Source organism: Mycobacterium scrofulaceum (assembly GCF_002086735.1).
Classification (GTDB): Bacteria; Actinomycetota; Actinomycetes; order Mycobacteriales; family Mycobacteriaceae; genus Mycobacterium; species Mycobacterium scrofulaceum.
On record NZ_MVIJ01000003.1, the window covers coordinates 90,576 to 111,401 of the forward strand.

Sequence of the window (20,826 nt, forward strand, 5' to 3'; positions counted from 1 at the left end):
AGCAGGCGATCGATGCGTGGATCGCCAATCACGGTCACCTCAGCGCAGCCGGCCTTCGACGAACACGCTTTCCGGGACGGCGGCATCGAGGCCTGCCGGGACGGCTCGGTTGCTTGCGGCCATCAGATCCTCTGCGCTCGTCGCAGCGGTGACAGTCCAGCCATGCGCTTGCAGCCAGTCGACGACCTCGGTTCGCTCTTCTTCATAGAGCAGGTTGCCAGACTCGGTAATGTCTTTGCCGCCCAGCCTGATTGCGGCCTGTCGGTAGCGTTCTGTCTGCTCCTCGCGGCGCGCGAAACTCTCTGGGCTGAAGAACTCGTTGGTGAACGCTTCGACCGCGACACGGCTCCCGGGAGCGCTGAGCGACTGGATTCGATCGAACAACAGGCCCTGGGCATCGGCTGTTAGATAAGGCAACAGCCCTTCCGCCGACCACGCCGTCGGGGCCGACGCGTCAAACCCGGCCTGCGCCAGTGCCTTCGGCCAATCCAGACGGAGGTCGATGCCGACGCTGACATGAGAAGCGATCGGGTCGACCGCATGCGATTTCAAGGTGCCGATCTTGAATTCCAGCACCTTCGGCTGATCGATCTCGTAGACCACACACCCAGCCGGCCAGGCGAGTCGCCAGGCGCGTGAGTCCAGACCGGCCGCCAGGATCACGATCTGCCGGATACCTTCGCCGGCCGCCGCCAGAAAGTAGTCGTCGAAGAACTTCGTCCGGCACGCCGTATAGCCCAGCATCGCCTGCATCCGGTCCTCGAATTGTGGATCGGCACCGACCAATTCGGCCGGTAACTCATCGTCCAGATAAACCCGCCAGATGCCGTCGCCGGCCGCTTCGAGGAACAGTTTTGCGTAGGGATCGCTGATCAGCGGATCGGCGCTTCTGGTCTCCGCGGCCCGCCCGCCGGCAACCCCTAACGCGGTAGCGCCGACGCTCTCATTGATGTCCCACGTGTCATTGTCGGTTCTGGCCATCACGGTCCCTTTCGTGGCTCTCGGCGAAACGAGCTATTCCGAGCCTACCCGAAAAGTTAGCCGTGCTTACTAAATGGACCATTAGCGCTGCGTGTACCTCAGGCGTTCGCCAATTGCGGGGGCTTGACGGCCTCCGGGTCGGGGTTGGCGATCGGCAGCCCCATGAAGCGACGGGCGTTGTCACCCATGAAGTCATAGGTGCGACGCTCGTCCATACCCTCGGCGTACTGCCAATAGCGCTTCGGCTCCGCCAAGCCTTCGGGATGCGGCCAATCCGAGCCGAACATCACCTTGTCCCATCCGACGGTCTGCACGACGTCGGCCACGGAACCCTCCCAGAACGGGCTGACCCAGATGTTGCGTCGGAACACGTCGTGCGGATGCTCGGGGAAATTCTGCGGCATCTTGCCGTATGTCGACTGCAGGTCGTCGAACAGCGGCTTGATCCACGCGCTGCCGTTCTCGACGCTGGCGATCCGCAGCTTCGGGAATCGGGTCAACGTGCCGTGGCAGATCAGGCTGGTCAACATGTCGGCGATCTCTCGGTGGCCCAGCGCGGTCCACTTGAACGCCGACATCTCGAACGCGCTGCTGGTCGACGGCGGCTCCCACCTGTCGATGTACTCCTGCAGCGGAGGTTGGCTGGCGTGCAACACGATTGGCAGACCTGCGTCCTCGACGTCGCGCCAGAACGGGTCGAACTCGGGAAGCGCGGGGGAGCGCCACCCCTTGTAGCCATTCACCGGCGCCGGCTTGATCAGCGCGACCTTGGCGCCGTTGTCGAGGATGTACTCGAGTTCGCGACGCGCTTCGTCCACGAGTCCCAGGGTGAGTACCGGTGTCGAGTAGACGCGGTTGGCATGGCTGAACCCCCAGTGCTCCAGCATCCATTGGTTCAGCGCATGGATGATCGCCACGGTCAGGTCGGGATCCTCGGCGGCCGAATGCTCGACCAGATTGGCCAGCGTGGGGTAGTTCAGGCACGCGTCGACGCCCTGGCGGTCGAGTTCGGCAATTCGGTCTTCGGGGTTGCGCGCTCCCGGGGGGGTGTCGATGCCGCGGCCGGACATCTCTCGCATCGACAGGCCCTCGGGGTTCTGACCCGAGTAGAACTTCTCGTGCGCGCCGGGGGCCGCGACCCGTTCGAACGTCGGGTTCGGCATGTAGTCGGTGATCTTGTTCAGGATCGCGATGCGGGTGTGCCTGCCGATCTGGACGAACTGCACCTTGGACTGGAATTCCTTCGGCAGATATTTCGTCAGCGCATCGGGGGTCTCATACATGTGCTGATCGGCATCGAAGATCGGTGCGTCGGTGAACTGCGTCATCGTGGTGCCTCTCGCTACTCGACTTTTGGGCTTGGCTATGAGCTTCGCCGAACTTGACACTTGTGTCAAGTTCGGATGATTCCGTGCCATGATTTGTCGAATAGGTGTATTGATTGCAGTTGACGACACTGTCATATAAGGTCGCCGCATGGCGGTGACCTCGGCTTCGGCCACCGAACGGGAATCGGACCCCACCCGCGGTGAGCGCACCCGCGCGGCGATCCTGAACGCCAGTCGCCGTCTGTTTCTGGAACGCGGCTACGCGGGCACGCCGATCAATGCCATCACTGAGGCGTGTGGCATCTCTCGGGCCGGCTTCTACACCTACTTCAAAGACAAGCGCGAGATCTTCAACGTCCTCGGCAAAAACGCCTACCGCGAAGCCCTGGCCGTCATCGCGGAATGGGCCGAGGCCGACGCAGCGTTCGGCCCAGCCGACATCCGGGCCTGGGTCGGTCATTACTTCGACTACATGGATCACCACGGTGCGTTCGTACTCGCTTCGGCGCAGTCGGCACCCGACGACGACGATTTCCGAAACTCCCGCAACCGCATGGTGACTCGGGCGTCGTGGAAGCTTGGCCAGGCGATTGCCGGAAACGGCACACACTCGCCAGACGCCATCGGCGTCGCGGTGATGGGGCTGCTGGACCGCGCCTGGCACACGGTGCACCGGCAGACCGTGGCCGTCGACCGCGACGAGATGATCGCGGTGGTCGCGGAGATGATCCTCGCGATGGCGGTTACGTCCGGGCCGCTCGCGTCGTGACCCCGCTGTCGCTCGACGCGCCGGACGTCATCGAGCTCCTCCATGCCCACCACCGCGTGTTTCTCTTCTGCCGCGACGGCGCCGGACGTCCGATCGGCTACGCCATGCGTTCGGTCGCCTATCGCTCCGCCACCCGCTGCCTCTACTTCGCCACCTACGCCAAGAGCGCCAAGGTCCGACACCTGCGCTCGGCTCCCGAGGTCGCCTGCTTAGTCGGCGACGACGAGGGTTGGGTCTCTGTTTATGGTCATGCGTCCGTCTACCAACCGTCCGCAGCCGAGGTCGACGAACTCATCGGCGAAAGCTCACCGGATCAACGCGTGCCGGAGACGGTCGTGACGAACGTCCGCGACCGCCTCCTCAGCGGCAAGCGGTGCTTCATCGGCCTGACGCTCAACCAGATCCGCGCCGCCGATCTCCCCGATCGACGTGCCTAATCCGCGCAGCTCCGGCCCGATTGCGATGGCCGAGGACGAACTAGCCGAGTTCTTGGCGCAAGGGCCGTCCGGCGCGATCTGTGTCGTCGACACCGACGGCCAGTTGCTGGCCCTACCGGCGCGGGTGGTCGACTTCGATTCCGCCACAATCGCCGTCGTCGTTGATGGTGTGAAGGGTGACGCCGCACAACGCGCTGAAATCCAGGCGTGCGTGGTGGCTGACACCTTCGCCGCCTATCGGGACATTCGCGGTGTGATCTCGCAGGGAACAGTGATCTGGCCACCCGCAACGAATCACGTGACCACGCTGACGGTTAGCCGCACACGTACGTTCTCGTTCGCCAACGCTTAGAGGATTGAACGCCGGAATTCTGGCTATTCAGTAGCCATGTCAGGATTCGATACCAGCCAACCGATCACCGACGAGGCGTCCCTCGAGGACATCGACGAGACTGACGGCGCGACCAAGCCGAAGTCCGCCACAGCTCCCGCTCAACCCGACGAGCTGGGCGACGCGACGCCCGGCCCGCGCTGACGCGCTCAGGCTTCCGTAACGAGGTGTATCAACGCCTCGGCATCGGCCATACTACGCAGCAGGTCGTTGAGATGGGTGCATGTGCTGGTGCCGTGTAATTCTCGGCGCACACGAAAGTGAAGTTCCTGCAACGTCATTCCGGTGATCCGCGCAGCACTGGCGACGGCTCCGGGGCATTCCTGCCACGGCAGCACGCGCGGTGTGGCCCGCGAATCGACGATGACGCCGGTCTCGGTGTCCACGACGGCGTCCAGGGTGTACTCGTGGATGATCGTCTCGACCCCGTCGCTTCGCACGTAGGTGTCGCGGAACATCGCATCGATGCCCACTCGTGACGGCGACTCACCCTGGTGGACGTCAATGCGGCGCCGGCGCCGCATGCCGTGAATTGGCAACGGCGACATCGCGTGCCACGCCCACGGGTCGCCGTCGTGATCAAGGTCGGGGGCAGGTGGGCCGGTGACGATCACCGGATCGCCCGCCTCGAACGACGTCATTAGCAGACCCCCGGTCGCGAAACCCGCACACTGGTCTGCGACCGGCAGGTAGTACCCGGACTTCGCGACGTCGCCGAGCAGGTTGGATGCCGACAGCGCGTGGCCGGAGATCAGCGTCGCGACCGGAACGTCGTCGAGCAGCGTATAGCGCAGATCGCGGGCTTGCCGCAGCTCGGGAGCCACCTTGTCGGCCGCCGCGCGAAACCCGCTCATCGCGGGCGCGCCCGCCAGCCGGGACATCGCGGCGACGGCTGGCGTCACCTCGACGTGACGGACGACGCGGGCGACCAGCTCGATGGTGGCCGAGAGTGTCGCGGAGCCGAGTTCGGTCGCCGTTTCGTCGCCGGCTGTCCACAGATCGCGCGCCCGCCCACTCAGATACACCGGATCCAGCGAGCCCTCGTCGCGGGTCATGTCGATCGAGGTGGTCCGGCGCGCGGATCGCGGCCGGCGCGGCGGATTGCCGGTCGTGGGTTCGTGCACGCCGTGCAGGGGATGAAGCCCGAATTGCGGAGAGCCCAGGTCCGTCACCGAATGGACTCTAACTCTCCTCGGCCGGTCGGAACGCGAACGTCAGCAGCGACTGACCGTCGGCGGTCTCCAGGGTGGTGGTGGTCGAGACCAGGCTCTGGCCGATGCGCAGTTCGTCGGCAGTCGCGTCGACGATCAGCGTCTCCACCAGCACGCCCTCGGCCAGCTCGACGAAGCCCACCACATACGGCTGGAACACTTTCGGATCCCGATTGCCCTTGTAGGGTAGCGGTGGCGGGAACTCCTGCGTCGTATAGGTGTACAACGTTCCCGCGGTAGACAATTCGATCGGCTCGATGTCCTGCTGAATGTCGGAGTCGCCGTCGAACAGCTCGGGCCGCTCTGCAGGGAACTTCACCGCACCCGACGAACGCCTGCGCGACGCGAACAGCACCGCACGGCCGCCGTCGACCCGGAACAGTCCCTCGGTGATCAGTGCGGTCATCTCAGGCCACCTCAATGACCATCGCGGCACCCATACCACCGCCGGCGCACATTGACAGCACGCCGATACCCCCACCGCGCCTGCGCAATTCGTAGATCGCCGAGGTGACCATGCGGGCGCCGGTTGCGGCGATCGGGTGGCCCAGGCTGATGCCCGAGCCGTAGACGTTGACGATCTCCTCGTCGAGACCGAGTTCGCGCGCACACGCCACCGCCTGAGCGGCGAACGCCTCGTTGATTTCGAATAGTGCGACATCCTCGAGCTTGCGGCCCGCCAACTCGAGCGCCTTCGGGATAGCTTTGATCGGCCCGCTGCCGGTCCGCGTCGGGTCCAGTCCGACCTGCGTCCAGGACAGCACGCTTGCCAGCACATCCTGCTGGGTGTCCGGGCTGGCCAGCGCGACCACTGCCGCGGCATCGTTGATCCCGGAGGAGTTTCCTGCCGTCACGGTGAAGCCTTCGATCTCAGGATGCAGCACCTTCAGCCCGGCAAGCGACTCCATCGAACTCCCGCGCCGTGGATGCTCGTCCTCGGCGAAGGTAATCACGCTGCCGTCGGCCTGGGGCACCTGGAGCGGGATGATCTCGTCGGTGAACGCCCCGGTGTCGATGGCCCTGATCGCGCGCTGATGGCTGCGCAGCGCCCAATTGTCCTGGTCCTCGCGGGTGATCCCGTACTGAAGGTTGCAGTTGTGCGCGACGGTGATGGACATGTCCATGGCGGGCGCTTCCGCAGTCGGCGGATGCGACTCGGGGAACCACTGCGCGTAGTCCTCGGGCGACTTGCCTGCGGTGAAGAGCTTGCGCTTCTGCATGATTGGGCCGGTCGACAGCGACTCCATACCGCCGGCCAGGATGGCGCGGCTCATCCCGGACGCGATCTGCCCGGCGCCCACGGCGATGGCCGAAAGACTCGATGCGCACTGGCGGTTGACGGCGAGCCCGGGAATGTCGAGCATGCCGAGGGCCACCGCGATGTAGCGGGCACTGTCGCCGCCGCCCTGCATGCTCTCGGCCAGCACCAGGTCGTCGAAGTCCGCCGCGTCCAGTCCGGAGCGTTCGACGACGGCCTGCACGACGGGTTTGGCGAGCTCGATCGCCGGCATGTTGGCCAGCGTGCCCTTGCGCGCCGTTCCGATCGGTGTGCGGGCAGCGGCCACGATCGCTGCGCGGGACGTGGTGGTGGCCATGTGTCTCCCAAGATCGTTAGAGTTGACGGGCTGCTTGCCCGACGAGCGACGCCAGTCTATACCGTTAAATAGATATCGGTATATCGGCGCAGGCGACGTTGGGAGCAGCGGTGAAAATGATCAGGTCCGTGGACGATGCACTCGCGACGATCGGTGAGGAACTGGGCGTCAGCCGGTGGGTGGAAATCGACCAGAGCCGGATCGACGCCTTCGCCGACGTCACGATGGATCATCAGTGGATCCACGTCGATGTCGAGAAGGCCAAGGCCGAAAGTCCTTACGGCGCAACGATCGCGCACGGCTTTCTCACGCTCTCGCTCATCCCCGGTGTGAGCAAGGACAACTACCGCGTCGAGAACGCCAAGATGGGCATCAACTACGGCCTGAACAAGGTGCGATTCCTGTCCGCGGTCACCGCCGGTAGCCGCATCCGAGTCCGGTCCGAGCTCGCCGACGCCACCAAGGTCGCCGACGACACCGTGAACCTGACCGTGCGACACACCGTCGAGATCGATGGAGTCGACAAACCGGCCGCCGTGGCCGAACTGATCGCGCGGTTCGTATGGTGACCGGTGGTCCGTTCGACGGCAAGGCCGTCCTGACCGGAGCGGGTAAGTCGCAGGTCGGCCGCAGGCTGGGCCGGACGGGATTGGACCTCACCCTCGAGGCTGTGCTGCGGGCGATCGCCGACGCCGGGCTGAGCGTCGACGACGTAGACGGGATCGCGAGTTACCCGGGACCGGGTGTGCCGGACGCGGGGTTCTCCGGAGCGACCGTCCAAGAGGTCCGCAACGCACTCGGACTGCGCACCCGCTGGTACGTCTCCGCGATGGAGACAGCGGGGCAGATCGGCCCGGCGATCGAGGCCTGCATGGCGGTCAGTCTCGGGCTGGCCAACCACGTCGTGGTCTACCGGTCGGTATGGGAATCCACCGCCGCGCAACAAGCCGGCGGCGGTCGGGCCTCGGTGCTGTTCGGCGGCGGGGAATTGCCCCCGCACCTGGAATGGACGGCGCCCTTTGGCGCACTGTCGGCGGCGAACTGGCTGGCGATGCCCGCCCAGCGCTACATGCACGACTTCGGCCTGACCCGCGAGCACCTCGGCCGCATCGCGATCAACGCCCGCACCAACGCCGGACTCAATCCCGATGCGGTCTATCGCGAACCGATGACGATGGACGACTACCTCGGTGCGCGGATGATCTCCGAGCCGCTGTGCCTCTATGACTGCGATGTGCCCTGCGACGGCGCCACCGCCGTGATCGTGTCGCGCCGTGACGCCGCCAACGGCCTGCCGCGACACCCGCTGACGGTGGAGTCCGTCGGGCCCGGGATGTTCGAGCGGGCGACCTGGGATCAGCGCGGCGACATCACCACGATGGCGGCGCACGATTCGGCGGCCACGCTGTGGGAGCACACCACCCTGACTCCCGCCGATGTCGACATGGCCCAGCTCTACGACGGCTTCTCCTTCCTGACCGTCATGTGGCTGGAAGCGATGGGCTTCTGCGAGCACGGCAAGGTCGGCGAATTCGTCGGCGACGGTTCGTCTATCGCACTGGACAGTTCGCTGCCGATCAACACCAGCGGCGGTCAACTCTCCGGCGGGCGACTACACGGAATGGGCTTCCTGCACGAGGCATGTGTGCAGTTGTGGGGCGAGGGCGGCGATCGGCAGGCGCCCCGCACCCCCGAGGTGGTGGCAGTCGGTGTGGGCGGCGGGCCGGTGGCTGGATCGATGCTGCTGAGTAGCCGGTAACTCATGTCGAGGGCCGAAGTCGACGACATGACGCTCGGTGACATCGTGACCGACAACGCAGCCCGCTTTCCCGACGTCGTCGCCTACCGGTACGGCCAGCGCACCGTGACCCACGCACAATTACGGGACCGGGCGGTCCGATTGGTGTCGGCGATGGCCGCGGCAGGGGTGAGGCGCCAGGACCGCATCGCAGTGTTGAGCCGCAACAGCATCGAGTTCGGCGAACTGAACGCAGCCGCCCAACTCGGCGGAATTATCATGGCCACCATCAACTTTCGGCTTTCGCCTCCCGAGATGGATGATGCGCTGCGGCGCGTCGCCCCGTCGATCGTGTTCTGCGCCGCCGAGTTCGTGCCGGTGATCGGCGATCTCATCGCGGATATGCCGTCGCCACCGATGTTGGTGGTCATCGGCGGACAAGCTCCGCAGGGGATCACGGGCTACGAACGATTTGTGGAGGAAGGCGGTAGCGGCGAGCCCGAGTTCGTGGCCCGGCCTGACGACATCGCGTATCTGCTGTTCACCAGCGGCACGACCGGCGCATCCAAGTGCTGCATCCTCGGACAGCGAGAGATGCGCCGGGTCGCATTCACGATGAACAACGAGATGCGTTGCGGCAGCGCCGATCGCGGGCTGATCAATATGCCGATGTTCCACTTCGGTGCGCTTGGGATTATCGGTGGACTGCATGCTCGAGGCGGAACCGTGGTGCTGCAGCAACAGTTCGACGCGGCCGATGCGGTGCGGCTGATCGCCGACGAGCGCATCACGGTGCTGCATCTGGCGCCGGTCATGCTCAGGGCGCTCCTCGATGAGGTGAGCGATCGCTTGGCGGTGGAATCGGTTCGCACGGTGGTCTATTCGGCCGCGCCGATGACCGCGGCTATCCTGCGGCGGGCACTCGCCGTTCTGCCGGACGCGGGTTTCCTCAACCTTTACGGACAGACGGAAGTCATTGTCTCTGGACTGCCCCGGGAACTGCACATCCTCGACGACCCCAACGCTGCCGAGCGGCTGAGCTCGGTTGGCTTCCCATTTCCCGACACCCGGGTACGTGTGGTCGGTGCGGACGGTGGCGTCCTGCCCGTGGGGCAGGCAGGTGAGATCGTCGTGCGGTCCGACTCGATGTTCCGCGGCTACTGGCAGGACGCGGCGGCAACGCAGGCGACGCTGCGGGACGGGTGGTGTCGCACCGGCGACATGGGTCGACTGGACGAGCGCGGGCTGCTCTATTTGATGGACCGCAAGAAGGACGTGATCATCAGCGGCGGGGAGAATATTTATTCGCCCGAGGTCGAGGATGCAGTCAGTGCGGTTGACGGGGTGGCCGCTTGCGCCGTCGTCGGGGTGCCCGACGACAAGTGGGGCGAGGCGGTCTGCGCCGTTGTGGTGCCGCGCGGCGGTGCGTCGCCGACGCTGGAAATGGTGCAAGAGGGGGTCCGGCAGCGGTTGGCGCGCTACAAGGTGCCTCGTCGACTGGTGTTGGTCGCCGATCTGCCTGTACTGGCCAGCGGCAAGGTGGACAAGAAGCGACTGCGCGCCGAGCTGAAGGCCGCCGCCGGCTGAGCTCCTATGTTCACGCTTCACGCAGGAGCGAACGGCGCAACAGCTTGACCATCAACTCAGCGGCCTGCTCGTCGCTGTTCGGTCCGCTAGCCCCCGTCGGCTCGGACATCCGGCCCAGGACCGCCACGAACACCGCGCCTGCCACGTCAGCGTCGATGCCGGGCGGCAGGTCGACGGTGGACAACAACGCGGCAACCGCCTGGAAAATCGCGCCAATACCGTGGTCCACATCGGCGTTGGAGAGCTGTTCTGCGACCGCGCCGTCGAACCACGCCCGGATCACGCCGCGGTAGGTGCGATGGAATCGGACGTAGCCAAGCATCCATTCGGTCAGCGAATCCGCGGCCTTGGCAGGCAGGGCGGCGGCGTGCTTCTCGATCTCAGCGACCGCTCGGCGGGTCAGTTCGGCCAGGATCTTGTCCTTGGTGCTGAAGTACCGGTACAAGGTCGCGCGGCTGACATCGGCGGCGGCCGCGATCTCCTCCATGCCGATGGCGTAGTAGCCGCGTTCGGCGAACAACGCCGAACTGACCGACAGCACATCCTGCGGAATCGGCGATCCCGAAGCCTCGACGGCCGCCGGTGTCGCCGCGGCATAGTCGAGGGCGCGGGGCGTGGTTCGTGCGCATCCGTCTCTTGCCGGTGCTACCACCTGCAACACGTCGGCTGGGGTCTCGGGGAACAGCATCAGCTGCAATGCACCGGTCAACGACCACGTCACGGTCGCGCGAGCGGGCAAAGGGAGCATGTCCCGGTACCGGTAGAGGTGAACCATGTGGGGGATCCGCCCGAGTGCTGCGGCCGCATCGTCGGCTTCCAGATCCCGCAGGCGTGTCCGCCGCAGCCGATCGGTGACGGTCTGATGGAACTGGGCGGCGGCCGAGCTGGCATCGATGACGGCCAACCCGGTGGCCGTGCCGATGCCCGGAAACTCGGCGAACACCGCTGCGTGGGCGTCGTAGATATCCGCCCATGCGACGAGCCAACGGTGCAGCGCATCCACTCCGTCGACTGTCGGGCCGAGTTCACCGAGGTGTTCACCGTGTGCCAGCACGTCGCGTTCGGCCAGCGCACTCAGTTCGCGGAAGATCTCTTCCTTGCCCGCGAAGTATTGATACACGGTCGCACGAGAGGCGCCGGCCGTCTTCGCGATGGCGTCAAGTGAGGTGGCGTGAAATCCGTTGGCCAGGAACACTTCCGCGGCGGATCCCAGTATGCGCTCGCGGGTGTGCAGGCCGCGGCGTCCCACACCGTGATTGGCGGCGGGGGCATAGCCGGAGCGTCGCAACTTGTCGGGAGTGCGGGCCATGTGTGAATTATCCGTCCGCGCCGACACGCTCATCGGGCCGACGGCGCTCCGGGCAGGTTGCGCTTGGCTTTGCCCGGATAGCCGAAGAACTTCTCGAAGTTGGCGTCGTTGATGGGCTGCGCGCTGTTGCGGGCTGCAGCGGACCGCAGTGCATCGAGGCGGGCCTGGGCCTTCTCGAGCGCCTCGACCGGCCCGGATTGCTGCAGGCCTTGCACCTCTCGCGCAGCCGCGGCGATTTCGAGGCGCAGTCGTTCGCCCGCTTCGCCGAAGGTCAACAGGTCGTGGTCGTCTTCATCGACCTTGTTCCGGCCTGCGTCTTCGGCGGGTCGGTCCGTGGATTCCATGTCGCGCCTCTCAACTGCTGGACGAATGTGGCTTGTGTCATATAGTCTGTGAGACGAACCGTCAGAAAACAAGACGATATGTCAGAAAAATACGACCGATCGTCAGATGCGAAGGAGCATCATGCCGCTTCAGGATGACCACCAGATCGTGTCCGTTGATGACCACTTGGTCGAGCACCCACGCGTGTGGCAGGACAGGTTGCCGCAGAAATACCTCGAACAGGGCCCGCGCATCGTCGAGGAAAACGGCATGCATCTGTGGCACTACGACGGTCAGGTCTTCCCGACCATCGGCCTGAACGCGGTCGCCGGCAAACCGCCCGAGGAGTGGGGCATGGATCCCGTCCGCTACGAGGACATGATTCCGGGCTGCTACGACCCGGTCGCGCGGGTCGCCGACATGGACCTCGACGGTGTGCAGTCGGCATTGTGCTTCCCGTCGTTCCCGGGATTCGGCGGCGGCACGTTCCAGCGTGCCGAGGACAAGGACCTGGCACTGTTGTGCGTCAAGGCGTGGAACGACTTCTACATCGACGAGTGGTGCGCGGTGGCGCCCGAGCGCTACATCCCGCTGGCGATCCTGCCGACATGGGATATCGACGCATGTGTGGCCGAGGCAGAGCGCGTCGCCGCCAAGGGTGCGCGCACGATCTCGTTCCCGGACAGCCCGGTGCCGCTCGGTCTGCCGTCATTCCACTCCGATCACTGGGACGGCTTGTGGCGGGTCTGCTCGGACGCCAAGATGCCGGTGTCGCTGCACTTCGGGTCCGGCTCGTTCGTGCCGGGTTTCTCGTTCTCGACGATCAAGCCGGTCCCGGGTCAGATGGCGGTGCCCGACGCACCGTTCGCGGTCGCGACGGCACTATTCTCCACGAACCTGATGTGGTCCACGGTCGACCTGCTGTTCTCCGGCAAGCTGCAGCAGTTCCCGGATCTCCAGATCTCGCTCGCTGAGGGCGGCATCGGTTGGGTGCCTTACATCCTCGAGCGAACCGACTACGTGTGGGAGCGGCACCGCTACTACCAGAAGATTGACTTCGACACCCGGCCTTCGGATCTGTTCCGCAAGCACTTCTGGGGATGCTTCATCGACGACGAGCACGGCCTGACGAACCGGCACAGCATCGGCATCGACCGGATCATGCTCGAGATCGACTTCCCGCACAGCGACTCCAACTGGCCGAACTCGCGCAAGCGGGCAGCCGAGGTCCTTGCCGACGTGCCCGACGACGAGTGCAGGCTGATCGTCGAGGAGAACGCCCGCCGGATGCTCAACTTCCCGCGGGTGGGTGCGGTCGATCGGCAACTCGCCGGCGTCTAGAGTTTGCCCCGCGAGACCAGCTGTGCGGCAATGACGTTGCGCTGTATCTCGTTGGTGCCCTCGCCGACGATCATGAGAGGTGCGTCGCGGAAGTAGCGCTCGACGTCGTATTCGGTGGAATAGCCGTAGCCGCCGTGGATTCGGACGGCGTTGAGCGCGATTTCCATGGCTACCTCCGACGCGAACAGCTTGGCCATCCCGGCCTCCATGTCGCATCGCTCACCGCTGTCGTATTTCTCTGCGGCGTAGCGGGTGAGTTGGCGCGCCGCGGTGAGTTTGGTGGCCATGTCAGCCAAATAGTTGCCGACCGACTGGTGCTTCCAGATCGGTTGGCCGAAGCTCTCCCGCTCCTGCGCGTATTTCAGCGCGTCTTCCAGCGCTGCGCTCGCCACCCCTAGCGCCCGCGATGCAACCTGAATCCGGCCCGTTTCGAGGCCTTTCATCATCTGGGCGAATCCTCTGCCTGGTTCATCTCCGAGGATCGCCGCGGCCGGTACGCGGCACTCGTCGAACGACAGCTCGCAACTCTCCACGCCCTTGTAGCCCAGCTTAGGCAGGTCGCGTGAGACGGTCAGACCCTGACCGTGTTCGACCAGGACTATCGAGATGCCCTTATGGCGTGGCTGCGCTTGTGGATCGGTCTTGCACAGCAGTGCGATGAGGCCGGACCTCCGCGCGTTACTGATCCAGGTCTTCGCGCCGTTGATCACCAGCTCGTTGCCCTCGGCTCGTGCGGTGGTCGTCATCGCCTGCAGGTCGGAGCCGCCACCAGGTTCGGTGAGCGCCATCGTGGCCCGCATCTCCCCGCTCGCCATGCGTGGCAAGTACTTCTGTTTCTGTTCTTCGGTGCCGTACAACGAGATCAGCTTGGCGACCACGGTGTGTCCGCCCATCGCGCCGGCCAGGCTCATCCAGCCACGGGCTAACTCCTCGGTCACCTTCACATAGCAGGGCATCGATACCGGTGAACCGCCGTATTCCTCGGGCACGGCAAGCCCGAAGATTCCGATCCGCTTCATCTGTTCGATCCACGCTTCCGGGTACTCGTTGGCGTGCTCGACTGCGCGGACCGTGGGCTTGACGTCGCGGTCGACGAAGGCCCGCACGGTTTCGACCAGCATGGTCTCTTCATCGCTGAGCGCGACTGTCATTGCAGCTCCTATCGAACATAGATGTCAGAACCAAGTGGAACATAGCTCAGTTGATCGCCACAAATATCCACTGACTCTGCGATATGAGTCAGGAATATGTATCGACACAAGTGTCAGAATAAGTGTGGACTAGAGGTGTGTCGAAATAGCTAAAGCTTTAGCCTTATGCTGAAAACTTGGATGAGACCGTACGCCTGGACGGTCGAGCGGAGGAGGTCGTATGAAGGTTCGGCTCGAGCAGTCGAAGTGCGTGGGCCATGCCCAGTGTTACGCCGTCGACCCGGATTTGTTCCCGATCGACGACTCCGGCTACTCCATCCTGGGGGAGCGTGAGGTGCGACCGGAAGACGAGCAGCTCACCCGCGACGGGGTCGCGGCATGCCCCGAGCTTGCTCTCATTCTCGAAGACGGCTGACGGGCGCGCTTGCCAAGCGGCTGCATTAACCGGCACACTCCAGACATAGTTAACCAAGTTGACTTTGTGGAGTGCCATGCAGACTGCTGATTGGCGGCCGCGTCTCGAGTTGCTGCTCGCCGAGTTTCGTCGTCGTCAGGCCGACGTCGCTCGGTCGGGCGTTGAACCCGACCGGATCGAGGTGGCCCGCGCTTGGCACGCCGAACTCGTCGACCACCAGCTGGCTGCGCCTGGGTGGCCCCGCGAGGTCGGTGGACTCGACCTATCGCTGGCGGATCAGCTGGACTACTACCGGATGACCACGGATGCGGGTGTGCCACCGCATCCGTGTCCGCTGTCGTTCATCCTCGCCCCCACGCTCATCGCGCACGGCACCCAGCAACAGAAGGATCGCTTCCTCATACCGCTGCTGCGCGCGGATGAGTTCTGGTGTCAAGGGTTTTCCGAGCCTGGGGCGGGCAGTGACCTGTCGTCGCTGTCCACCCGCGCGGTCCGCGACGGCGACGTGTACCGGGTGACGGGGCAGAAGGTGTGGACCACGATGGCCGATCGCGCCGACTGGATGTTCGCGCTGGTGCGCACGGGGTCGGGGGGCAAACCATCGGACGGGATCACCTATCTCTTGATCCCGATGAAGAGCCCCGGGATCACCGTGCGTCCCCTGCGCGACATCAGCGGCGCGGCGCATTTCGCCGAGGTCTTCCTCGACGATGTCGCGGTGCCCGTCGAGAATGTGGTCGGCGACGAGGGCGCGGGGTGGTCGATCATGCGCACATCGCTGGGCCACGAGCGTGCCACCGCCTTTCTGGCCGACGAGTTCAAGTACCGGCGCACGGCCGACCGGGTGATCGATCTTGTCGTCGCACAACGGCTTGACGACGACCCGCTGGTCCGCCAGGACGTTGCTCGGCTGGAATCCGGGGTCCGCACCATCGCAGCCAACAGCGCCCGCGCGCTGGCCGCGGTTCTGCGCGGCGAGGATCCCGGCGGTATGGCGTCGGTGAACCGATTGGTGAAGTCGGAGTTTGAGCAGCACATGCATGCGCTCGCCCTGCGCGCGGCCGGTCCCTATGCGGCGCTGGGCAGCCGCGCACCCGACGCCGTCGACAAGGGGCGTTGGACGTTCGGCTATCTGATGAGCCGTGCGACCACGATCGGCGCGGGCACCGCGGAGATCCAACGCAATACCATCGCCGAGAGCGTGCTCGGGCTGCCGTCACACCGCGGCGAGGGCACCCGGGAAGCGGCCGTCACGCCCGGCGCCCCGCTCGCCGTGCCCGAGGAAGATGAACGGGAGCTGCGCGAGGTGCTGGCGGCGACACTGCAGGCCAAAGTGGACGAAGCAGCATTGCTCGACCGCAAGCGTCCCGTCGATGCGGCCGAGCCCGAAGTGTGGTCGGCGCTCGTCGAATTCGGCCTACCGGGCCTTGCTGTCGATGAAACCTTGGGCGGCGCCGGCGCCCGACCGCGGTTGCTGTACACGGCCGTCGAAGAGGCCGCCAAGGCATTGGCCCCGGCGCCGCTTGTCCCGACCGTGATCGGGCTCGACGTCGCGTTACATTGCGGCGCAAAGGCTTTGGTGCAGCGAATCACGGGCGGTGCAACGGCGGCGTTCGCCGTACCCGTCAACGACAGCGGCTGGGTGACCAGCGGCCCCGAGCTGCCCGAGTGGGACGGAACTGGTCTCTCCGGTGTGGTCCCGATCGTGGCGGGAGCACCACACGCCGAGGTGCTCGTGGCATTGGCTCGCGTCGCCGCCGGGGTGGGTGAGGTATTGGTGGCCGTCGACGCATCCGCCGACGGCGTTGAGGTGACGGCCCAGCAGCCGCTCGACCTCACCGGCACCGTCGGCGCGGTGACCTTCAGCGGGGCGGCGGGGGAGGTGCTGGCCGACGGAACCGATGTGCCTCGGATGTTGGCCGCGGCGCGCCGCCGGGCGGCCCTGGCCGTGGCCGCGGATTCCGTTGGGGTTGCGTCGCGCGCGCTGGCGATGGCCGTTCAGTGGGCACGCGAACGGCATCAGTTCGGCCGCCCCATCGGCAGCTTCCAGGCCGTGTCGCACCGGTGCGCCGACATGCTGGTCGCACTCGAGGGCGCCCGCAGCCAGATCCTCGAGGCCGCCGAGTCCGACCTCGAGGAGTCGGGTTATCTGGCGGATTTGGCCGCCGCGGCCGCACTCGATGCCGGTGCCGCCGCCACCGAGGGTGCGTTGCAGATCCACGGCGGCATCGGCTTCACCTGGGAGCACCCGATCCATTTGCTGCTGCGCCGCGCTCGGGCCAACTCCGTGTTGGTTGGCCGTGCCGACGCGCTGCGAGACCGGGCGGCCGGCGAACTGTTGGCGCCGTACCGACAACAGCGCTCCGAATAACGTTGAGGCGCTGAGACGTTCGTATCGAACAGGAAGACGGAAACGTGGAATACGGAATGGGTCCCGAACTGGAGGCCTTTCGCGCGGAGGTGCGGGCTTTCATTGCGGAGCATGCACCGCCCATACCGCCGCGGGCGGGCGTGCGCAGCGCTGAGAATGAAGCCGAACTCAAGGCGCTTCAGGATTGGACGGCGCGTCTGTTCGAAGCCGGCTACGTCGGCGCCGACTGGCCCGTGGAGTTCGGCGGCCGCGATGACCGCTCCGCTGAACACGCCATCGTGGTGGGCGAGGAGCTGGCCCGGGCCGCGGTGCCGGGCGTGCCGAGCGGTAACGCGCTGGCATCGCATGCGCTGATCCACTACGGCACCGATGACCAGCGCCGCAGGCATCTGCCCGAGATCCGCGCGGGTCGACAGCTGTGGTGCCAATTGTTCAGCGAGCCCGGTGCAGGAAGCGATCTGGCGTCGCTGCGTACCCGCGCTGTTCTCGACGGTGATACCTATACCGTCAACGGGCAGAAGGTGTGGACCACCGACGGACACTGGGCCGACTACGGATATCTGTTGGCGCGCACCGATTCCGACGCCCCCAAGCACAAGGGCATCAGTGCGTTTATCCTCGACATGTCCAGCCCGGGCATCACGGTGCGCCCGCTGCGCGAGCTGACCGGCACCTCGGACTTCAACGAGGTGTTCTTCGATTCCGTCGAGGTGCCGGCCGAGGCGATGATCGGAGAACCGGGACAGGGCTGGGCGATCGCAAACGCCACGTTGGGGCATGAACGTACCAGCGTGGGCGCCGCGGTCGTCAAGTTGAGGCTGGCCATTGAGGCATTGGTGCAACTCGCCTCGCACGTCACCGTCGACGGTCGCCTCGCGATCGACAACGACCGTATTCGTGATCGGATCGGCGAGTTCAGCGCCGAGGTGGAGGCGCTTTCCGCGCTGACGTACGCCAATCTCACGCGTTGGCTGCGTGGCACCGAGCGCATGCACGACGGCGCGATGGCCAAGCTGATGTTCAGCGAGCTGAATCTCGAGATGGCACGCTTCGCAGTCGAACTCGGCGGCGAGGCAGGCGTTTTGGTGGAGGGCGACCCGGACGTTCTCGACGGCGGTCGCTGGCAGGACGAGTGGTTGTACGCTCGGGCCTACACCATCGCCGGCGGCAGTTCGGAGATCATGCGCAACCTGATCGCCGAGCGGGGCTTGGCGCTGCCGCGGGATCGGCGCTGAATGTCAAGCCGTGAGCAGCGCCGCGCGGTGTTCGGCGACGCTTCCGTTGAAGGCTTCGTCGACCTTGATCCGGCGCAGGAACAGATGCAGATCGTGTTCCCAGGTGAAGCCGATGCCGCCGTGCACCTGCAGCGCCGTTCCGGCCACCTTGGCGGCGGCGGACTTCGTGTACGCCGCCGCCGCGGACGCGGCCCGGGACCGGGCAGCGGCCGACGCGGTGTCCAGTGCGAGCGCCGCGGCCCACAGCGTGGCCCGGCCGGCCTCCACTGCGACTGCCATGTCGGCGCAGTGATGCTTGACTGCCTGGAACGACCCGATCGGCGCGCCAAACTGCTCCCGCTGCTTGGCGTAAGACACCGTCATGTCGAGCAGTCGGGCCGCCGCGCCCAATGCGTCGAACGCCCGGTGCACCGCCAAAGCGTCGCGCAGCAGGGCCAGCGTGCCGGCAGGCAGCCGCGTCCAGTCGGCGATCGTCGCGTCGAGGTCCACGCGTGCCCACGAACGGCTCAGGTCGAGCGTCGACATGCCCGACAGCGTCGGGGCATTCAGGACCGCCAGGTACTCGCCGTCGTCCACGTGGCCTGCCACCGCGATGGAGTCCATATCGGCGGCCATCGGCACCGGACGGGTGACACCAGCCAGCCCCAGCGCATCGCCATCGAGAAGGGCGTCGGGACCGAGCGTCAATCCGGTCAGTTCGCCGTCTCCGGCGGGCGAGTCGACGTGGTCGAGCAGCCAGGCCGCGATATTGAGATCCGCGACCGGGAGCGAGCTGGCCGCGTATCCGTGCTCCTCGGTGAGGATGGCGAGATCCACATGGGTGCCGCCCATTTCGGGAGTGAGCAGCTCCAGAAGACCCGATTCCGCCGCATGCGCGACCGCCGCAGGATCGACGGTGACCGCGGCCGAGTCCAGCGTCGCGCGGACCCTGGCGATGGGGTCGTTTTTGGTGAGCCAGGCCCGCTCCGCCGCGGCGAGTTGATCCTGTTCGTCCGTCAAGCCGAAGTCCATCGCAGAACCTTTCACAAAGTTGACCTAGTAAACCATGTCCACTAGGTTCAGGAGAACGGCTATCCGCCGCGGAAGTCGATCCGGAAAGTCACGATGACGAGCATTGACGATGCGCTGGGACGGCTCTGGGACGCCGACGACGGCGACCGCATGTTGGAGTGCGACGGACGCTGGGCGTCTTGGGGTTCCGTTCGGTCACTCACCGAGCGGATCGACCGGGAACTGACCGCCGCCGGGTGTCAGACCGGCGGCCGAGTCGCCGTCGTGCTATCCAATCGAATGGAGTCTGTCGCGGCGCTCATCGCCATCTTTCGGGGCGGACGTACGTTGGTGACCATCAGCCCGCTCCAGCCGCCGGACCGGCTAAGCGACGACCTCGGGGCGTCCGCCGCTCCCTTCGTCCTTGCGCCTGCCGCGTTGTGGTCCGACGAGGTGTTCAACCGCGTCGTCGCCGATCTCGGGGCGACCGGCTGGAGGCTCGACGACGGCGAACTCGACCTGCAGGTACGGGGCACGACGGAAGCGGTGAGCGGCGATCCAGCGGTAGCCATCGAGATGCTGACTTCGGGCACGACGGGTGCCCCGAAGCGCATCCCGCTGACCCGCGCGCAGCTCGAGGCCTCCCTGGCTTCGGCGTTGCGGCACAACGATCGTCCGGAAGTGAGAACCAAGCCGCCGCTGACCGGAGCGGTCGGCCTGGTGACGTTGCCGATCGTGCACATTGGCGGGCTCTGGTCGTTGTTGCAGTCACTGGTCGCGGCCCGGCCGATCGCGATGCTCGATCGATTCACGGTGCCGGGTTGGCACGCCGTGGTGAAGCAGTATCGGCCCGCGGTGGCAGGGCTGCCCCCGGCGGCCATGCGATCGGTGCTCGACTCCGACATTCCGCGGGAGGACCTGGCGAGCATCCGAGCCATCAATGCGGGTACCAGTCCCGTCGACCCAGCGTTGGTCGATGCGTTCTTCGAGCGCTACGGCATCCCGATCCTCGTCGTCTATGGGGCGACCGAGTTTTCCGGCGCGGTGGCCGGATGGACGGTCAAGGACTTCCACACGCGATGGACCGAGAAGCGGGGCAGCGTCGGACGCGCCTTTCCCGGTGTGCGGTTGCGGGTCGTCGCCGACGATGGCGCTGCGGTCAGCCGGGGGGTCACCGGCAGGCTGCAGGTCGCCACACTGCAGGCCGGCCTCGCCGGAGACTGGATCACGACCAGTGACCTAGGGCATCTCGATGAAGATGGTTTCCTCTACATCGACGGCCGCGCGGACGACGTGATCGTGCGCGGCGGTTTCAAGGTGTCCCCGGAGACGGTCGTCCGCACATTGCGTGCGCACCCGGCGGTGGCAGATGCCGCCGTCGCGCCCATGCCGGATCAGCGGTTGGGCCAGATTCCGGTTGCCGCAGTTGAATTGCGCCCAGGCGCCGCCGCCGATGGCGAGGCGCTCCGGGAACACTGCCGGGCCACACTGACGCCCTATGAGGTGCCGGCCCGCATCTTCGTCGTCGACGAGTTGCCTCGTGGAGCGGCACTCAAGGTCGATCGTCGGCGTTTAATCGCACTGCTCGAGGACCTTGGCGTGCCGATCGGTCAACCGGCCGCCGCAGGCTGAAACTCCGGCACTGCCAATCCA

At 65.9% G+C, this 20,826-nt stretch carries 21 protein-coding genes; 12 read left to right on the plus strand and 9 right to left on the minus strand.

Annotated elements, in window-relative coordinates:
* Window positions 1-39: 39 nt before the first annotated feature.
* Together BST44_RS03620 and BST44_RS03625 are read right to left on the minus strand one after the other, a co-directional pair.
* Window positions 40-981, minus strand: a complete 942-nt coding sequence (locus BST44_RS03620; protein WP_011724893.1) for a class I SAM-dependent methyltransferase — start codon at window positions 979-981, stop codon at window positions 40-42.
* A gap of 98 nt (window positions 982-1,079) precedes the next feature.
* A complete protein-coding gene (locus BST44_RS03625; RefSeq protein WP_062906507.1) occupies window positions 1,080-2,309 on the minus strand; it encodes an amidohydrolase family protein in 1,230 nt (409 codons plus the stop codon).
* 148 nt (window positions 2,310-2,457) lie between these two features.
* Between BST44_RS03625 and BST44_RS03630 the strand changes: the two genes are divergently transcribed.
* The 4 genes from BST44_RS03630 to BST44_RS30305 are packed head-to-tail and all read left to right on the plus strand — an operon-like array spanning window position 2,458 to window position 4,050.
* The gene (locus BST44_RS03630; RefSeq protein ID WP_047322069.1) at window positions 2,458-3,078 is read left to right on the plus strand and encodes a TetR/AcrR family transcriptional regulator; all 621 of its coding nucleotides are present in this window, start codon (window positions 2,458-2,460) and stop codon (window positions 3,076-3,078) included.
* Window positions 3,075-3,515 (plus strand): pyridoxamine 5'-phosphate oxidase family protein, encoded by a 441-nt coding sequence (locus BST44_RS03635; protein WP_011724895.1) that lies wholly within the window; start codon window positions 3,075-3,077, stop codon window positions 3,513-3,515. The genes BST44_RS03630 and BST44_RS03635 overlap by 4 nt, the downstream gene beginning before the upstream one ends.
* 25 nt (window positions 3,516-3,540) lie before the next feature.
* Window positions 3,541-3,867 (plus strand): hypothetical protein, encoded by a 327-nt coding sequence (locus tag BST44_RS03640; protein ID WP_011724896.1) that lies wholly within the window; start codon window positions 3,541-3,543, stop codon window positions 3,865-3,867.
* 36 nt (window positions 3,868-3,903) lie between these two features.
* Complete coding sequence (locus BST44_RS30305; protein WP_011724897.1) at window positions 3,904-4,050, plus strand: hypothetical protein; 147 nt, start codon at window positions 3,904-3,906, stop codon at window positions 4,048-4,050.
* Between the two features lie 5 nt (window positions 4,051-4,055).
* Here BST44_RS30305 and BST44_RS03645 read toward each other — a convergent pair whose 3' ends face one another.
* Genes BST44_RS03645 through BST44_RS03655 form a run of 3 tightly spaced genes read right to left on the minus strand, consistent with a single transcriptional unit; the run spans window position 4,056 to window position 6,712 of the window.
* Window positions 4,056-5,078 carry a DUF2889 domain-containing protein gene (locus tag BST44_RS03645; RefSeq protein WP_083175179.1) on the minus strand — a complete coding sequence of 341 codons (1,023 nt, stop codon included), beginning with the start codon at window positions 5,076-5,078 and terminating at the stop codon, window positions 4,056-4,058.
* Window positions 5,079-5,088: 10 nt separating this feature from the next.
* The gene (locus BST44_RS03650) at window positions 5,089-5,523 is read right to left on the minus strand and encodes a Zn-ribbon domain-containing OB-fold protein (protein ID WP_083175181.1); all 435 of its coding nucleotides are present in this window, start codon (window positions 5,521-5,523) and stop codon (window positions 5,089-5,091) included.
* Window position 5,524: 1 nt separating this feature from the next.
* On the minus strand, window positions 5,525-6,712 hold the full coding sequence (locus tag BST44_RS03655) for a thiolase family protein (RefSeq protein WP_011724899.1): 1,188 nt from the start codon (window positions 6,710-6,712) through the stop codon (window positions 5,525-5,527).
* Window positions 6,713-6,822: 110 nt separating this feature from the next.
* Between BST44_RS03655 and BST44_RS03660 the strand changes: the two genes are divergently transcribed.
* From BST44_RS03660 to BST44_RS03670, 3 genes are read left to right on the plus strand one after another with little or no spacing between them, the layout of a single operon-like run.
* On the plus strand, window positions 6,823-7,281 hold the full coding sequence (locus BST44_RS03660; RefSeq protein WP_009953787.1) for a MaoC family dehydratase: 459 nt from the start codon (window positions 6,823-6,825) through the stop codon (window positions 7,279-7,281).
* Window positions 7,275-8,471 carry a thiolase family protein gene (locus tag BST44_RS03665; protein ID WP_176213649.1) on the plus strand — a complete coding sequence of 399 codons (1,197 nt, stop codon included), beginning with the start codon at window positions 7,275-7,277 and terminating at the stop codon, window positions 8,469-8,471. Before BST44_RS03660 ends, BST44_RS03665 begins: the two co-directional genes overlap by 7 nt.
* 3 nt (window positions 8,472-8,474) lie before the next feature.
* Window positions 8,475-10,037, plus strand: a complete 1,563-nt coding sequence (locus BST44_RS03670) for a class I adenylate-forming enzyme family protein (RefSeq protein ID WP_011724902.1) — start codon at window positions 8,475-8,477, stop codon at window positions 10,035-10,037.
* A 10-nt stretch (window positions 10,038-10,047) separates the two neighbouring features.
* On the opposite strand, the gene BST44_RS03675 is transcribed toward BST44_RS03670, so the two are convergent.
* Window positions 10,048-11,346 carry a TetR/AcrR family transcriptional regulator gene (locus BST44_RS03675; protein WP_011724903.1) on the minus strand — a complete coding sequence of 433 codons (1,299 nt, stop codon included), beginning with the start codon at window positions 11,344-11,346 and terminating at the stop codon, window positions 10,048-10,050.
* Window positions 11,347-11,375: 29 nt separating this feature from the next.
* Window positions 11,376-11,690 (minus strand): hypothetical protein, encoded by a 315-nt coding sequence (locus tag BST44_RS03680; protein WP_009953792.1) that lies wholly within the window; start codon window positions 11,688-11,690, stop codon window positions 11,376-11,378.
* A 121-nt stretch (window positions 11,691-11,811) separates the two neighbouring features.
* Here BST44_RS03680 and BST44_RS03685 point away from each other — a divergent pair, with 121 nt between their 5' ends.
* On the plus strand, window positions 11,812-13,011 hold the full coding sequence (locus BST44_RS03685; RefSeq protein ID WP_009953793.1) for an amidohydrolase family protein: 1,200 nt from the start codon (window positions 11,812-11,814) through the stop codon (window positions 13,009-13,011).
* Here the strand turns inward: BST44_RS03685 and BST44_RS03690 are convergent.
* Entirely contained in the window at window positions 13,008-14,162 is a 1,155-nt protein-coding gene (locus BST44_RS03690) for an acyl-CoA dehydrogenase family protein (protein ID WP_009953794.1), read from the minus strand. The genes BST44_RS03685 and BST44_RS03690 overlap by 4 nt on opposite strands.
* Window positions 14,163-14,382: 220 nt before the next feature.
* Here BST44_RS03690 and fdxE point away from each other — a divergent pair, with 220 nt between their 5' ends.
* The 3 genes from fdxE (at window position 14,383) to BST44_RS03705 (ending at window position 18,183) form a co-directional block, all read left to right on the plus strand.
* Window positions 14,383-14,577 (plus strand): ferredoxin FdxE, encoded by a 195-nt coding sequence (gene fdxE / locus BST44_RS03695; protein WP_009953795.1) that lies wholly within the window; start codon window positions 14,383-14,385, stop codon window positions 14,575-14,577.
* A gap of 76 nt (window positions 14,578-14,653) precedes the next feature.
* Window positions 14,654-16,948 carry an acyl-CoA dehydrogenase family protein gene (locus tag BST44_RS03700; protein WP_011724905.1) on the plus strand — a complete coding sequence of 765 codons (2,295 nt, stop codon included), beginning with the start codon at window positions 14,654-14,656 and terminating at the stop codon, window positions 16,946-16,948.
* 44 nt (window positions 16,949-16,992) lie between these two features.
* The gene (locus BST44_RS03705) at window positions 16,993-18,183 is read left to right on the plus strand and encodes an acyl-CoA dehydrogenase family protein (protein ID WP_009953797.1); all 1,191 of its coding nucleotides are present in this window, start codon (window positions 16,993-16,995) and stop codon (window positions 18,181-18,183) included.
* 3 nt (window positions 18,184-18,186) lie between these two features.
* Here BST44_RS03705 and BST44_RS03710 read toward each other — a convergent pair whose 3' ends face one another.
* Complete coding sequence (locus tag BST44_RS03710; protein ID WP_011724906.1) at window positions 18,187-19,194, minus strand: acyl-CoA dehydrogenase family protein; 1,008 nt, start codon at window positions 19,192-19,194, stop codon at window positions 18,187-18,189.
* A 93-nt stretch (window positions 19,195-19,287) separates the two neighbouring features.
* On the opposite strand from BST44_RS03710, the gene BST44_RS03715 reads away from it, so the two are divergent.
* Window positions 19,288-20,805, plus strand: coding sequence for a class I adenylate-forming enzyme family protein (locus BST44_RS03715; RefSeq protein WP_011724907.1), 1,518 nt, complete (start codon window positions 19,288-19,290; stop codon window positions 20,803-20,805).
* The last annotated feature ends 21 nt before the right edge of the window (window positions 20,806-20,826 follow it).

Excerpts from the sequence above, each read along its gene's own strand:
- BST44_RS03625 (WP_062906507.1), bottom strand. The coding sequence starts at position 2,309 with ATGACGCAGTTCACCGACGCACCGATCTTCGATGCCGATCAGCACATG.
- BST44_RS03655 (WP_011724899.1), bottom strand. The coding sequence starts at position 6,712 with ATGGCCACCACCACGTCCCGCGCAGCGATCGTGGCCGCTGCCCGCACA.
- fdxE (WP_009953795.1), top strand. The coding sequence starts at position 14,383 with ATGAAGGTTCGGCTCGAGCAGTCGAAGTGCGTGGGCCATGCCCAGTGT.
- BST44_RS03700 (WP_011724905.1), top strand. The coding sequence starts at position 14,654 with ATGCAGACTGCTGATTGGCGGCCGCGTCTCGAGTTGCTGCTCGCCGAG.
- BST44_RS03640 (WP_011724896.1), top strand. The coding sequence starts at position 3,541 with ATGGCCGAGGACGAACTAGCCGAGTTCTTGGCGCAAGGGCCGTCCGGC.
- BST44_RS03650 (WP_083175181.1), bottom strand. The coding sequence starts at position 5,523 with ATGACCGCACTGATCACCGAGGGACTGTTCCGGGTCGACGGCGGCCGT.
- BST44_RS03630 (WP_047322069.1), top strand. The coding sequence starts at position 2,458 with ATGGCGGTGACCTCGGCTTCGGCCACCGAACGGGAATCGGACCCCACC.
- BST44_RS03665 (WP_176213649.1), top strand. The coding sequence starts at position 7,275 with ATGGTGACCGGTGGTCCGTTCGACGGCAAGGCCGTCCTGACCGGAGCG.
- BST44_RS03690 (WP_009953794.1), bottom strand. The coding sequence starts at position 14,162 with ATGACAGTCGCGCTCAGCGATGAAGAGACCATGCTGGTCGAAACCGTG.
- BST44_RS03715 (WP_011724907.1), top strand. The coding sequence starts at position 19,288 with ATGACGAGCATTGACGATGCGCTGGGACGGCTCTGGGACGCCGACGAC.
- BST44_RS03710 (WP_011724906.1), bottom strand. The coding sequence starts at position 19,194 with ATGGACTTCGGCTTGACGGACGAACAGGATCAACTCGCCGCGGCGGAG.
- BST44_RS30305 (WP_011724897.1), top strand. The coding sequence starts at position 3,904 with ATGTCAGGATTCGATACCAGCCAACCGATCACCGACGAGGCGTCCCTC.
- BST44_RS03670 (WP_011724902.1), top strand. The coding sequence starts at position 8,475 with ATGTCGAGGGCCGAAGTCGACGACATGACGCTCGGTGACATCGTGACC.
- BST44_RS03685 (WP_009953793.1), top strand. The coding sequence starts at position 11,812 with ATGCCGCTTCAGGATGACCACCAGATCGTGTCCGTTGATGACCACTTG.
- BST44_RS03680 (WP_009953792.1), bottom strand. The coding sequence starts at position 11,690 with ATGGAATCCACGGACCGACCCGCCGAAGACGCAGGCCGGAACAAGGTC.
- BST44_RS03675 (WP_011724903.1), bottom strand. The coding sequence starts at position 11,346 with ATGGCCCGCACTCCCGACAAGTTGCGACGCTCCGGCTATGCCCCCGCC.
- BST44_RS03620 (WP_011724893.1), bottom strand. The coding sequence starts at position 981 with ATGGCCAGAACCGACAATGACACGTGGGACATCAATGAGAGCGTCGGC.